The following is a 12,696-nucleotide window of genomic DNA, read 5'->3' on the forward strand; positions in this document are numbered from 1 at the left end:
TAGGCTAGTTAGTTAGTTTGGCCAGCTCTTCCCAAAAAGTGGGATACGAGACGCTAGCCGCATCTGCCCTCATTATTTTTGAGGTACCTTTGGCAAGAAGTGAAGCAATAGCGAGACTCATTGCTACTCGGTGATCTGTTTCACTGTCTACCTCCGCAGAGTGAAATTTTGATTCCCCATTAATAATTAACCCATCCTCTTTTTCTGTTATTTCAGCACCGAATTTTTGTAACTGTCGTGCCATGACTTTTAATCGATCTGTCTCCTTAACTCTTAATTCTTGTGCATCCTTAATTTCAGAAACTCCATTACAAAAACAGGCAGCAACAGTAAGGATAGGAATTTCATCTATAAGTTTTGGGAGAATATCTCCTTCAATAGTGAATGATCTTAAATTATTTGAAGTCTTTACTTTAATAGATCCAATAGGTTCACCTGCAATAGTCGATTTATCTAAAATCTCATAATCACACCCCATTGAATCCATTACATTTAAAATCCCTGTTCTAGTGGGATTTAGTCCAACATTCTGAATTAAAACCTCTGAATTTGGAACAATAGATGCAGCAATCATCCAAAAAGAAGCGGAGCTTATGTCTCCAGGGATCAATATTCTCTGGCCAATTAAGTTGTCCCCTGACTTGATAACTACATTCCTTCCTAATTCTCCTCTGATACTGATGTCTGCTCCAAATGCTTTTAACATTCTTTCAGTATGATCTCTTGAAGATGCTGGTTCAATAACAGAAGTGGTTCCAGAAGCTTTGAGGCCTGCCAATAAGATTGCAGATTTTACTTGAGCACTCGCTACAGGGGTTCCTATAACACACCCTTTTAATTTATTCCCATCAATTGAGATTGGAGCTTTGTTTCCTTTTTCTCTACCAAAAATTTTGCCACCCATCAAAGATAACGGTTTGCCCACTCTCCCCATTGGCCTTTCATTAAGAGAAATGTCACCTGTTAAGATGAAATTCTTGCCTTCTTGACCGGCAAGTAACCCCATTAATAATCTCATGGTGGTTCCCGAATTCCCACAATTTAGAATTTCTTTGGGCTCTTTAAATCCATCAAGACCCAATCCTGAAATCGTAAAAGGCTCATTTTTTTTTATTTCTGGTATTTTTACACCTAACTTTCTTAGACAATCAGCAGTTGAAAGTGGGTCTTCTGAATGTAAGAACCCCTCAATAGTCGTCTCACCCTTAGCAATACTTCCTATTATTAGAGCTCTATGAGAAATAGATTTATCTCCAGGTACTTTTACTTTTCCTTTTAAATTAACTCCACCTTTTATTGTGCGGATATTATTCATTTTCAAATTAATTACTTGAGAAGATTTCTGTAAAAACAAATTAGTTTTATATTATCAATAAGTTTGTTTTTTAAAAAAAAATAATCAAATTAAGTAACTGTTTTCTATAATAAATTCAGAAAAAAGGATTTGATTATTAATCTTACTTATTATCACGTTGCAAAGGATGTTCCTGAAAATTGTCCAGACATTGCAGTGGTCATTGATGTTTTAAGAGCTACAACTACAATTTCTTGGGCTTTAAAAAATGGAGCTGATTCAATACAAGTTTTTGCAGATTTAGATTTATTAAAAGAATCTGCAATTAAGTGGCAAGCTGAAAAGAGACTAATGCTTGGAGAAAGAGGCGGAAAGAAGATTGAGGGCTTTGATTTAGGAAATTCTCCTTTATCAGTTACAAAAAAAGTTGTTAATGGTAAAAGACTATTTATGAGTACGACTAATGGGACTAAATCATTGCAAAAAGTTCAAAATGCTAAGCATTTATTTGCTATGGGTCTCCCAAATAGGAAAGCAGTTGCCGAAAAAATTATTTCATTAAAAAGTGAAAATGTTTTAATACTTGGTAGTGGTTGGGAAGGCTCTTATTCACTTGAGGATTCTTTAGCTGCTGGCGCTTTGGCCACATACCTAAAACAGAACTGTGATTTCGAAATTAATATTCTGAATGACGAATTACAGGCTGCTTTGGCACTTTGGGATGTCTGGAAAAATGATATTTTGAAATGTTTAAAAACAGCAACCCATGGCAAAAGATTGACAAGTCTTGGAGATTATGAGGATGATTTTAAATGTTGCTCTGAACTTGATTGCTTAGATATTGTTCCAGCTCAAGTTGAAAGAGGTGTGATTCGTGCCTCATGATTCACGAATTGGTTCATTAGGAGTAAAGTCTTGACTGATTTTTTGGTAGCTGCATTGCAAATTACAAGTACTTCAAATGTTGAAGCAAATTTTACTGAAGCAGAAGAACAGATTGAATTAGCTGCTAGAAGAGGTGCTGAGTTAATAGGATTGCCTGAGAATTTTGCTTTTTTAGGAGGAGATGATGAAAAACTTAGATTAGCTTCTGAATTGTCAGAGAAGTGTGCAAATTTCCTAAAAACTATGTCACAAAGATATCAAGTATTTCTTTTGGGAGGAGGGTATCCTGTCCCTGCTGGTGATGATAGTCATACTTTTAATAGGTCAGCCTTATTTGGGAAAGATGGACAGATTTTGGCAAAATACGACAAGATTCATTTGTTTGATGTTGATTTGCCAGATGGAAATTTATACAAGGAATCATCCACTATTTTATCTGGAGCAGAGTATCCACCTGTTGTAGATGTCCCAGGTTTATGCAAAATAGGATTGTCGATTTGTTACGACGTTAGATTTCCTGAACTCTACAGATATCTGTCTGCCAATGGTGCAGAGCTAATTATGATTCCCGCAGCATTTACAGCATTTACTGGAAAAGATCATTGGCAAATCCTGTTACAAGCAAGAGCAATTGAGAATACAGCATATGTAGTCGCTCCAGCTCAAACTGGGATTCATTATGGAAGAAGGCAAAGTCATGGCCATGCAATGGTAATTGACCCTTGGGGTACAGTTTTATCTGATGCTGGAAAAACTCAGGGAGCTGCAATAGCACCTGCTGATAAAGAAAGAGTAAAGAAAATTAGGGAGCAGATGCCAAGCCTTAAACATAGAAAAAACAAATTGTTTTCAAACTAATGATAAAGTTTTTAGACAATAAACTTTTTCGTTATTTATCCGTTTTTTTATTTTTAAATTCTTCAACCCTTCCAATTAAATCTTCAAGTGCTCTTGCTGCATGGGCTATAAATACTAATGGGGTTTTAGAATTAAGAACTAAATCAAATACAAATTTAAAAGCATACTTTCAGAAGGCTAACCAAATATCGGGAGATAGATTCTGGGTAGATTTTCCAGGAGAATTAAAAAATCCCAGAAAAATAAAAGGTAATGGCCCAATAAAAGAAATTAGATTAGGTAAACCAGATAAGGGTAAAACAAGACTAGTAATTGAATTTAAGGAAGAGACTTATTTGAAACCTTTGACTTGGGAAATGGTTGGCTTAGATCAAAATAAATGGAGAATTAAACTATTTAACCCAAAATATGCTTTTAAGAAGATTGGTGAAGGTTTAGTTGAAAAGAAAAGAGGAAATATTAAAGCAAAGCAAAATTTAATTCATAAGAAGAAAAACAATTATGGTTACTTGAAACTACCAGAGGTAAGACGAAACAAGTTTGAAGTTGTAATCGATCCAGGGCATGGAGGACCTGATCCAGGAGCGATAGGTATTGGTGGTATTAGAGAAACAGATGTTGTTCTAGAAGTTTCAAAAATAGTTAAAAATTTACTTTCTAAGAAAGGTGTCAAAGTAAGGTTGACTAGAACAAATGACGTTGATTTGGATTTGCCTCCAAGAGTTTCCATTGCTAATAATACGGATGCAGATATCTTTGTAAGTATTCATGCAAATGCCTCAAGAGGTAAAAGAAGAGACATAAATGGATTGGAAACCTTTTATTACAGAGGGTGGAGAGGAAGATTACTCGCGAAAAGAATTCAAAAACAAATTTTAAGAGTTTCCCCTGGGAGTCCTGATCGAGGGGTTAAACAAGGTCGATTTTTTGTAATTAAAAATACTAGGATGCCTGCAGTCCTTGTAGAAATTGGATTTTTAACGGGAAGATTAGATGCAAGAAGATTAGAAAAAATAACCCATCGAAAAAGATTAGCCTATGCAATTGCAAAAGGGATACTCGAATATCTAGATAAAGTAGGGTGAAACTTAAAATAGGTATATTTGATAGCGGAATAGGTGGTTTTACTATCCTTAATTCTTTACTAAAAACACGTAAAGATGTAGAAGTTTTTTATTTGGCGGATACAAAAAGAATACCTTTTGGGAACAAAAATTCTAAAGAGATAAGATTAATTGCAAAGGAGATTTGTACTTTTTTTGTTGATAAGAATTTGGATGCACTTTTAGTTGCTTGTAATACTACAAATGCGTGTGCATTTGATATTCTAGAAGATGATCTAAAGGTCCCTTGTTTTGACCTTATAAACTCAGTATCGGAAATAGTTGATAAACAAGTAATTGGTGTCCTAGCCACACAAACAACTGTTCGATCATCGTATTACAAGAAAGCTATAAATGCTAAAAAAGAGAATACGATAATATTTCAGCAAGAATGTCCAGAATTTGTATCAGAAATTGAAAAAGAAAAATTAAATCTTGATAAGTTAAATAGTCTTTCAGACTTATACTTAAGACCACTAATAAACAAAAATATTGAAGAATTAATACTTGGATGTAGTCACTATCCATTAATTTATGACTTTTTAAGAAAAAAATTAGATTCAAATATAAAAATTACTGATCCATCGGTAGCATTAATAAAAAAATTTAATGAATCTTTTGCTATTCCAGAAACTGACCGCTATGAGAGTATTTCTTTCGAAAATGTAAAATTTTTTGTTACTTCAGAAAGAGATGAGTTTTCCAATAAAGTAAAATCTTGGCTTGGAATTAATAAAGAAATTAGGTTAGTTAACCTCCGAAGTAATGTTTGATTCCTTAAGATATAGAAGAGGTCAATCATGAATACAGTTACAGAGCTACTACAACCAGTTGAAAATGATCTTGATGATCTTATTTTAGAACTGAAAAATCTAATAGGAGCTGGTCACCCAATTCTTCAAGCCGCCGCAGAACACCTTTTTAGTGCTGGGGGGAAAAGATTGAGGCCTGGTATAGTTTTATTGATTTCAAAAGCTATATCTCCTGAATTTTGCTTGACAACCAAACATAAAAGGCTTGCTGAAATAACTGAGATGATTCATACAGCTTCATTAGTCCACGATGATGTTGTTGATGAGGCGTCTACAAGAAGAGGAGTAGATACAGTTCATAGTAGATTTAATACCAGAGTAGCTGTTCTGGCGGGTGACTTTTTATTCGCTCAAGCAAGTTGGCACCTAGCAAATCTTGACAATGTAAATGTAGTTAAATTACTTAGTAGAGTAATAATGGATTTAGCAGAGGGTGAAATCAAACAAAATTTAAATAGATTTGATTCGGCTCAATCTTTTTCCAAATACATCAATAAAAGTTATTGTAAAACAGCATCATTAATAGCTAATAGTTGCAAAGCAGCTGGAGTTTTGAGTGGTATTAATGAGGAAAACTTAACCTCTTTGTACGATTTTGGCAAAAATATTGGTTTAGCATTCCAAGTTGTAGATGACATTCTTGACTTTACTGGAAATGATAAACAGTTAGGAAAACCTGCTGTAAGTGATCTTGCTAGTGGTTATCTTACAGCCCCAGTTTTATATGCCTTAGAAGAAAATAAACAATTGTCAGTTCTTATCAACAGAGAACTTGCTGAAAAAGATGATTTAGATGATGCTCTTAATATCATCATGAACTCTAAAGCTATTGAAAGTTCCAGGAAACTAGCTCAGGATTTTGCAATGCTTTCTAAAGAAGCTATAGTCTGGCTCCCTGATTCAGAATATAAGAGAGCTTTAATGGCTCTTCCAGAATTTGTTTTAAGCCGTATTTATTAGATTTATTAGAAATAAATCTTTGAGCTAAATTAATATTAAAATTTTTGAAAACCTTAATTTTTTCGTCTAAATTTATTAAGCATAGATTTATTTAATGTCATTAGATAAAAAAAATTCAATCAATAACATACTTGAAGAAAAGAGAATTTTCCCTCCATCAAAAAAATTTGCAGAAAACTCAAATATTAGCTCTCAAGAAGAATTACTAAGTCTAAAAAAACAAGCATCAGATAATCCTAATCAATTTTGGGAATCTTTTGCAAAATCTGAATTAGATTGGTTTGAGCCATTTCAAACTGTATTAGATAATGAAAATGCGCCCTTTTTTAAATGGTTCAAAGAAGGGAAACTTAATATTACATATAACTGCTTAGATAGACATATTAAGAGAGGACTTGGAGGAAAGACTGCACTTATATGGGAAGGCGAACCTGGAGATAGCAAAAAATATACTTACGAAGAACTTCTAAAAGAGGTATGTAAAGCAGCTAATGCATTAAAAGCAATTGGTGTAAAAAAAGGAGATTTGGTTTGTATTTATATGCCGATGATTCCTGAAGCGATGTTTGCTATGTTGGCTTGTGCAAGAATTGGCGCGCCTCATTCAGTTGTCTTCGGAGGATTTTCTTCAGAAGCTTTAAAAGATCGGTTAATTGATGGAAACGCCAGGTTTGTTGTTACTGCTGATGGTGGCTTTAGAAAAGATAAGGTGATTGAACTTAAGAAAGCAGTTGATGCGGCCATTGAAAGTGGGGCAGATAAAGTTGTTGAAAAAGTAGTTGTTGTTCAACGATCACAAGAAAATATTTCGATGGTTGATGGTAGAGATTTTTGGTGGCACGAATTATTAAAAGATCAAAAAGATCATTGTGAACCAGAAATAATGAATAGCGAAGATAGACTTTTTATTCTTTATACTTCAGGCTCTACTGGAAAGCCCAAAGGTGTAGTTCACACTACAGGTGGTTACAATCTTTGGTCCCATTTGACATTTAAATGGATTTTTGACTTAAAAGATGACGATATTTACTGGTGTACTGCTGATGTTGGCTGGATTACAGGTCATAGTTACATAGTATATGGGCCTTTATCTAATGGTGCTACAACCTTAATGTATGAGGGAGTACCAAGACCCTCAAATTTAGGAGCTTTTTGGGAAATTGTTCAAAAATATAAGGTTTCTATTTTTTATACTGCACCAACTGCAATAAGAGCATTTATGAAGTCTGGGCGTGAAATACCTGATAAATATAATTTGGAGAGTCTTAGACTTTTGGGCACAGTTGGCGAACCAATTAATCCTGAAGCATGGATGTGGTACAAGGATGTTATTGGTAAAGATAAATGCCCTATTGTTGATACTTGGTGGCAAACTGAGACTGGTGGTGTGATGATAAGTCCCTTGCCTGGAGCCGTTGCTACAAAGCCAGGTTCAGCTACTTTCCCTCTGCCAGGAATCGAAGTTGAAATTGTTGATAAGAATGGAGATAAGGTTAAGGAGAACGATGGTGGCTATTTAATTATTAAGAAACCTTGGCCAGGAATGATGAGAACAATTCACGGAAACTCAGAAAGATATTTGGAGAGTTATTGGGAATATATCTCCTTTAAAGGAGAAAAAAATGTTTATTTTGCTGGAGATGGAGCACGCATTGATGAAGATGGATATATATGGATTATGGGAAGAGTTGATGATGTCATAAGTGTTTCAGGACATCGGTTAGGAACAATGGAAATAGAATCTGCTTTGGTAAGTCATAAATCAGTTGCAGAGTCTGCAGTTGTTGGCAAAAAAGATGATTTAAAAGGTGAAGTTATAGTTGCTTTTGTATCTCTAGAGAAAGACGTGAACGGTTCTTCAGAATTAGTAGAGGATCTAAAGAAACATGTTGTTAATGAAATTGGAATCATAGCAAAGCCTGAAAAGATTATAATTTCTGACTCTCTTCCAAAAACACGTAGTGGAAAAATTATGAGGCGAATTTTAAGATCTTTGGCTGCTGGAGAAAAAGTTAACGGTGATATAAGCACCCTTGAAGATAGTTCTGTTTTGGAAAAGCTGAAAGAATTATCCTAATCAGATTCATCAATTAAATTGGAAATTTTTTTTATAGTATTTCTTTTGAATTCATCATCGGCCCAGTCTCCCAAAAAATTTTCTCTTAGTCCTGCACTTGCAATTATAGTGTGTGTGCCTTTTAAAATTACCCCCTTAGAATTATCTTCTTTTCTTGCTTTCAGACAAGACAATAATTTATCTGTTTGATCTAATTCGTCTGAGTTGAATTTTATTAGGAAGTTATTTTTTTGATGATATGTTTTTTTAATTAATCGCAAAGTTCTTTCAGGGCTTGGACTGAATTCACTGTTGAATTCTAATTTTTGAGAAATTTGTTTCAATAATGGAATAGATTGGTTAGCACTGAAGTTATTAAAACTTATTGATATGAATTTTTCGCAATTTCTTCCACCATCAGGAGAAATTAGATGAATTTTGCAGCCTAGGCTATGACCAATTCTTATTGAAGGGATTGTTGCTCCTATTCTCTTTGATAAAGATATTCGGCAATTCTTGAAATCCCTCCATGATTTAATAGCAAGTTGTTGGTGATCGAATTGTGGAGTGTATTTATAAGCATGTACTGCATAGTTTTTATTAATTAAACTCTCTATGAATCTTCTATAAGTTAAATCTGGTTTAGAAGCTAGATAACTTCCACCAATAAATTCAACAATTTTTTTAGGATTTGAAGGCCAATAACAAAAATTATTAAATTGATATTTTGTAAAAGTCATCTTTCATAAACTAAAAATGTTTCAAAAATTATTTTTAACCATATTTCTTAATTTATATTAATTTAAGAGAAATTTTTATTAAATGCGTCAAGATAAATGAAAGTGTTTTCAGTTAATTGGAACTATCTAACAAAAAAGAATTAAATCAATTGGATATTCTTCAGGATCAAGTTATCAGTTATCCCTCTGTAGAGAGTGTTGCTAATCAAAATAAAAAAATTGAAAAAATTTTAATTCTTGATACTGAAACAACAGGTTTAGACGAAAATAAAGATGAAGTGATAGAGATAGGTTGTATTTTGTTTGATGTATCTTTTAAGTGCGTACTTTCACAAGTTTCATTTTTATTCCCAGTTAATAATAATGAAGCCGAACATGTTAATGGTATATCTGCTGAAGTAACTAATATCTCTCAACCATGGGAAGATGGATTGAATTTCTTTCTGAAACTTGTTGATTGTTCGGATTTCATTGTCGCGCATAATGTAGAGTTTGATAAGAAATGGTTTGGGAAAGGACGATTACCTAAACTTAATAAAAAATGGATATGCAGTTTGGAGGATATTAATTGGTCTTTTCAAAAATCACTAAAAAATAGACCCTCAGTAACTGATCTAGCTTTATCTTTTTCAATACCAGTTTGGAATTTACATAGAGCTTTATCTGATTGCTTTTACATATCTGAGGTTTTCAAAAAATGCAATAATCTAGAGGAACTTTTAATTAAAGCTACCGAACCGAGGTTTTTATACAAGGCGCTTATTAGTTACGAAGATAGATCTTTAGCTAAAAATGCTGGGTTCAGATGGAATAGTCCTGTGCAAGGAGCTTGGTCAAGAAAATTAACTACTGATGAGGCAAAAAATCTTGATTTTAGAGTAGAGATTTTGAATTGATATTCAATAAATTTTTGACTAAGAAAATATCTAGTGCATCTTACAGGGCATCCATTTTTTACCCATTTTATGTGCTCCAATACATCCGTATTTTGAGGCAGCCTTTTCTGCTTCTTGTTTAGTGTTAAATAGATCTGACATCATATTTTCTTTGCTTGAATTTGAAATTTGTTTGGAATGATTATGATGATTGTTTTGAGAATTAGGTGAATACTCCCATATTCCCATAGTAGTTACCCCAGCTGAGATAATTCCCATCCCAACTAATGATAAATTGACTATTCCCATTGCTACTGCACCAAAAGAGAATACACCCATTGGAACTACTCCAATACTTATTACTCCCATTGGCACTATTCCTACCGAAACTATACCAAGGGGTGCTATTCCAAAAGCAATTTTTTTTGGTTTTGTACCGCAATGCAGATTCTCTTTATTTTTATTAATTTCCAATACTTTTTCTAAATGTTAAATTAAAATTGTCTCACAAAACAATCAATTAAAGATTAATTCCTACTTGATTTAAAAATTTTGAATTATTTTCTAGAACTTTGAATAACTTAAAAAATCTTAGAGGAACAGTCGACCTATTGCCTGATAACTTAATAAAGTGGCAAAACGTTGAGAAAATTTTATTAGAACAGCTTGCAAGAGCATCCATCAAAGAAATAAGAACACCAATATTGGAAATGACAGAATTATTTATTAGAGGAATTGGTGAAGGAACAGATGTTGTCAGTAAGGAAATGTATACTTTTCTTGATAGGGGGGAGAGATCCTGCACTCTTAGGCCTGAAGGAACAGCTTCCGTTGCGCGAGCGTTAATACAAAATGGGATGTCGTCTAATCCACTTCATAAACTTTGGTACATGGGCCCTATGTTTCGATATGAAAGACCTCAAGCAGGCAGGCAAAGACAGTTTCATCAGTTAGGTGTTGAGTTTATAGGATACGATTCAGTTAGAAGCGATGTTGAAATTATTGCTTTAGCTTGGGATGTCTTAAGTAAATTAGGAATAAAAGAACTTAATCTTGAAATAAATACATTAGGCGATGTAAGTGATAGATTAAATTTTCAGAAATACTTTTTAAAATGGCTTGAAATAAATAAAAATTCTCTAGATTTAGATTCTCAGAATAGGATTACTAAAAATCCTTTAAGGATTTTCGACTCTAAAGATATTCAAACAAAAAAAACCCTTGAAAATGCTCCAAGATTATTTGATTTTTTGTCTGAAAAAAGTCACAAAAGATATTCAGACTTTAAAAAACAATTAGAGGTTTTAAAAATACCTTTCGTGGAAAATTTTAATCTAGTAAGAGGTTTAGATTATTACACCCATACAGCTTTTGAAATTACTAGTGGCGCTTTAGGCTCCCAAGCTACAGTTTGCGGAGGAGGAAGATACGACAATTTAATAAAACAAATGGGAGGGCCAAATACCCCGGCAATTGGATTCGCTATTGGTTTAGAAAGATTAATCTTACTAGCGGGAAAAGAGCTCGAAGTACCAAGAAATACTGATATTTATATTATTAATCAGGGCGTCATTGCTGAACCATTAGCTATGGATCTATCAAGAAAATTAAGAAATTTTGATTTGTTAGTTGAGTTGGATTTAAGTGGATCTTCATTCTCTAAACAATTTAAAAAGGCGAATAAACTAAAATCTAAAAGTATTATTGTTATTGGTGATGATGAGGCGACTAAAAGAGAATTTATTATAAGACTCTTTGATCAATCAGGTAATGGGAATAAAGAAGAGGTTATTTCTTTAGAGAATGATTTTGAATTAGAAAAGTGGATAAATAATAACTTACTTGAAAAGTGATGCTCTTAAAGTTAGTAATAATTTTTCTTTTTATATTTATTTTTTTTAATTTAAGGCATTTTCTTAAATTAAATAGAAAACAAAAAGTTTTGAAGGCTAAAAAATTAACAACTTTTAATAAGAAGAATCTTAATAATTGGATGAATTTAACTAAAAAAGAAAGATATAACTTATCAAAACAAGATTCTGTTAAATATTTGGATAGAAGAAAACTTTTATTAGATGAAATTAGAAATGAATATAAAAAAATATCTAGAGAAAACTCTAAGGAGAACATTCAGAAAAAATAATTATGGAAAATTTCTGGACCTCTAATAAATCCATAAATGGATTGAGACATTTTGTTTTAGTAAATGAGACTAAAGAAAAAGGAAATATTACTTTTTTAATGGTTTCTGCAGTTGATTCTGAAATTAATTTAGAAACTACTTACGAAGAATTAATAAATAGTGGAAATTGGCATAAGGGTTGGATTAAGCTTCCAAAGCTTCAATCGATAACTGAAGAATATGTAGAATATAAATCCCTCAAAAAAGGAGAAATTATCGATGAGATATTTATTAATGAAGATTCTTTATTTAATATTTCTTAATTTTAAATAAATCTTTCAAATCTCTTCTCTTTATAAATACTAGGTTTTTTGTTACTTAATGATTATTTAAAAGTTTTACCCCTTTCAAAAAAATAAAATTAACGTTATCAAGGATTAATAATATTTACTTAATTCAATGTTAGGGGATATATGGAGCTCATCTGAGTTGACCGCTGAACAACTAGGAATAACTGAAAATAAACTTTCTTTTTTACGTGAAAATGGAATACTCAAGCCTGGGATTCATTGGAAAAGCTCTCCACTCGGTCAGAAAAAACCTTGGAAACCAAAAGCTCTTTATAATATAAAAATGTGCAGAAAAATAATTAATAAATTTTATCTTGAAGAAAATTATAATTTTGCAGCTTAAAATAATATATTTTTTTATTGAATTGGAAAAATAAATAAAACTTTATTCGATTAGGTTCTCATCCTTACACTCAATTAAAGTGTTTTGCAAAGTTGGATATAAGTTAATCATATTTATATATTGTTTTGATTTTCTGTAAGATTTTGCAGCCTTTTTGTAATGAACTTCAGATTTCATTTCTAGTGAAAATTTTCTAGAAGACTCTTGAGAAGTAGTCATAATAATAGATATCTTATCTCATATTTAATAATTGTTTGAAAATGAGGCAATAACTAGGATGGTTTAATGAAACAAAACA

At 32.4% G+C, this 12,696-nt stretch carries 15 protein-coding genes; 11 read left to right on the forward strand and 4 right to left on the reverse strand.

Annotation, left to right across the window (positions count from 1 at the left end):
* Nucleotides 1-4 precede the first annotated feature (4 nt).
* The gene (aroA, locus tag HA149_RS03195; RefSeq protein WP_209113924.1) at nucleotides 5-1,321 is read right to left on the reverse strand and encodes a 3-phosphoshikimate 1-carboxyvinyltransferase; all 1,317 of its coding nucleotides are present in this window, start codon (nucleotides 1,319-1,321) and stop codon (nucleotides 5-7) included.
* A 129-nt stretch (nucleotides 1,322-1,450) separates the two neighbouring features.
* Between aroA and HA149_RS03200 the strand changes: the two genes are divergently transcribed.
* The 6 genes from HA149_RS03200 to acs all read left to right on the forward strand — a co-directional run bounded on the left by HA149_RS03200 (nucleotide 1,451) and on the right by acs (nucleotide 7,989).
* Nucleotides 1,451-2,179 (forward strand): 2-phosphosulfolactate phosphatase family protein, encoded by a 729-nt coding sequence (locus tag HA149_RS03200; RefSeq protein ID WP_209113926.1) that lies wholly within the window; start codon nucleotides 1,451-1,453, stop codon nucleotides 2,177-2,179.
* A 30-nt stretch (nucleotides 2,180-2,209) separates the two neighbouring features.
* Nucleotides 2,210-3,037: a carbon-nitrogen hydrolase family protein gene (locus tag HA149_RS03205; RefSeq protein ID WP_209112958.1), complete on the forward strand. Its 828-nt coding sequence runs from the start codon at nucleotides 2,210-2,212 to the stop codon at nucleotides 3,035-3,037.
* Nucleotides 3,037-4,122, forward strand: coding sequence for an N-acetylmuramoyl-L-alanine amidase (locus tag HA149_RS03210; protein WP_209112960.1), 1,086 nt, complete (start codon nucleotides 3,037-3,039; stop codon nucleotides 4,120-4,122). The genes HA149_RS03205 and HA149_RS03210 overlap by 1 nt, the downstream gene beginning before the upstream one ends.
* Nucleotides 4,119-4,913 carry a glutamate racemase gene (gene murI / locus HA149_RS03215; RefSeq protein WP_209112963.1) on the forward strand — a complete coding sequence of 265 codons (795 nt, stop codon included), beginning with the start codon at nucleotides 4,119-4,121 and terminating at the stop codon, nucleotides 4,911-4,913. Before HA149_RS03210 ends, murI begins: the two co-directional genes overlap by 4 nt.
* 27 nt (nucleotides 4,914-4,940) lie before the next feature.
* Nucleotides 4,941-5,912: a solanesyl diphosphate synthase gene (gene sds / locus HA149_RS03220; protein ID WP_209112965.1), complete on the forward strand. Its 972-nt coding sequence runs from the start codon at nucleotides 4,941-4,943 to the stop codon at nucleotides 5,910-5,912.
* A 94-nt stretch (nucleotides 5,913-6,006) separates the two neighbouring features.
* On the forward strand, nucleotides 6,007-7,989 hold the full coding sequence (acs, locus tag HA149_RS03225; protein WP_209112968.1) for an acetate--CoA ligase: 1,983 nt from the start codon (nucleotides 6,007-6,009) through the stop codon (nucleotides 7,987-7,989).
* Here acs and HA149_RS03230 read toward each other — a convergent pair.
* Nucleotides 7,986-8,708, reverse strand: coding sequence for a DUF1350 family protein (locus tag HA149_RS03230; protein WP_209112970.1), 723 nt, complete (start codon nucleotides 8,706-8,708; stop codon nucleotides 7,986-7,988). The genes acs and HA149_RS03230 overlap by 4 nt on opposite strands.
* Nucleotides 8,709-8,824: 116 nt before the next feature.
* On the opposite strand from HA149_RS03230, the gene HA149_RS03235 reads away from it, so the two are divergent.
* The gene (locus tag HA149_RS03235; RefSeq protein ID WP_209112972.1) at nucleotides 8,825-9,604 is read left to right on the forward strand and encodes a 3'-5' exonuclease; all 780 of its coding nucleotides are present in this window, start codon (nucleotides 8,825-8,827) and stop codon (nucleotides 9,602-9,604) included.
* Nucleotides 9,605-9,634: 30 nt separating this feature from the next.
* Here the strand turns inward: HA149_RS03235 and HA149_RS03240 are convergent, their stop codons facing one another.
* Nucleotides 9,635-10,057: a hypothetical protein gene (locus HA149_RS03240; RefSeq protein WP_209112974.1), complete on the reverse strand. Its 423-nt coding sequence runs from the start codon at nucleotides 10,055-10,057 to the stop codon at nucleotides 9,635-9,637.
* 98 nt (nucleotides 10,058-10,155) lie between these two features.
* Between HA149_RS03240 and hisS the strand changes: the two genes are divergently transcribed.
* The 4 genes from hisS (at nucleotide 10,156) to HA149_RS03260 (ending at nucleotide 12,398) form a co-directional block, all read left to right on the forward strand.
* Nucleotides 10,156-11,436, forward strand: coding sequence for a histidine--tRNA ligase (gene hisS, locus HA149_RS03245; RefSeq protein ID WP_209112976.1), 1,281 nt, complete (start codon nucleotides 10,156-10,158; stop codon nucleotides 11,434-11,436).
* An 89-nt stretch (nucleotides 11,437-11,525) separates the two neighbouring features.
* A complete protein-coding gene (locus tag HA149_RS03250; protein ID WP_245154659.1) occupies nucleotides 11,526-11,726 on the forward strand; it encodes a glycoprotein in 201 nt (66 codons plus the stop codon).
* Nucleotides 11,727-11,728: 2 nt separating this feature from the next.
* Nucleotides 11,729-12,028 carry a TIGR02450 family Trp-rich protein gene (locus tag HA149_RS03255; protein ID WP_209112978.1) on the forward strand — a complete coding sequence of 100 codons (300 nt, stop codon included), beginning with the start codon at nucleotides 11,729-11,731 and terminating at the stop codon, nucleotides 12,026-12,028.
* A gap of 136 nt (nucleotides 12,029-12,164) precedes the next feature.
* Nucleotides 12,165-12,398: a hypothetical protein gene (locus tag HA149_RS03260; RefSeq protein ID WP_209112980.1), complete on the forward strand. Its 234-nt coding sequence runs from the start codon at nucleotides 12,165-12,167 to the stop codon at nucleotides 12,396-12,398.
* Nucleotides 12,399-12,440: 42 nt separating this feature from the next.
* Here HA149_RS03260 and HA149_RS03265 read toward each other — a convergent pair whose 3' ends face one another.
* Nucleotides 12,441-12,617, reverse strand: coding sequence for a hypothetical protein (locus HA149_RS03265; RefSeq protein WP_167315821.1), 177 nt, complete (start codon nucleotides 12,615-12,617; stop codon nucleotides 12,441-12,443).
* Between the last annotated feature and the right edge of the window lie 79 nt (nucleotides 12,618-12,696).

This window comes from Prochlorococcus marinus XMU1406 (genome assembly GCF_017696055.1).
Classification (GTDB): Bacteria; Cyanobacteriota; Cyanobacteriia; order PCC-6307; family Cyanobiaceae; genus Prochlorococcus_A; species Prochlorococcus_A marinus_W.

Excerpts from the sequence above, each read along its gene's own strand:
- HA149_RS03210 (WP_209112960.1), top strand. The coding sequence starts at position 3,037 with ATGATAAAGTTTTTAGACAATAAACTTTTTCGTTATTTATCCGTTTTT.
- sds (WP_209112965.1), top strand. The coding sequence starts at position 4,941 with ATGAATACAGTTACAGAGCTACTACAACCAGTTGAAAATGATCTTGAT.
- acs (WP_209112968.1), top strand. The coding sequence starts at position 6,007 with ATGTCATTAGATAAAAAAAATTCAATCAATAACATACTTGAAGAAAAG.
- HA149_RS03230 (WP_209112970.1), bottom strand. The coding sequence starts at position 8,708 with ATGACTTTTACAAAATATCAATTTAATAATTTTTGTTATTGGCCTTCA.
- HA149_RS03255 (WP_209112978.1), top strand. The coding sequence starts at position 11,729 with ATGGAAAATTTCTGGACCTCTAATAAATCCATAAATGGATTGAGACAT.
- HA149_RS03260 (WP_209112980.1), top strand. The coding sequence starts at position 12,165 with ATGTTAGGGGATATATGGAGCTCATCTGAGTTGACCGCTGAACAACTA.
- HA149_RS03265 (WP_167315821.1), bottom strand. The coding sequence starts at position 12,617 with ATGACTACTTCTCAAGAGTCTTCTAGAAAATTTTCACTAGAAATGAAA.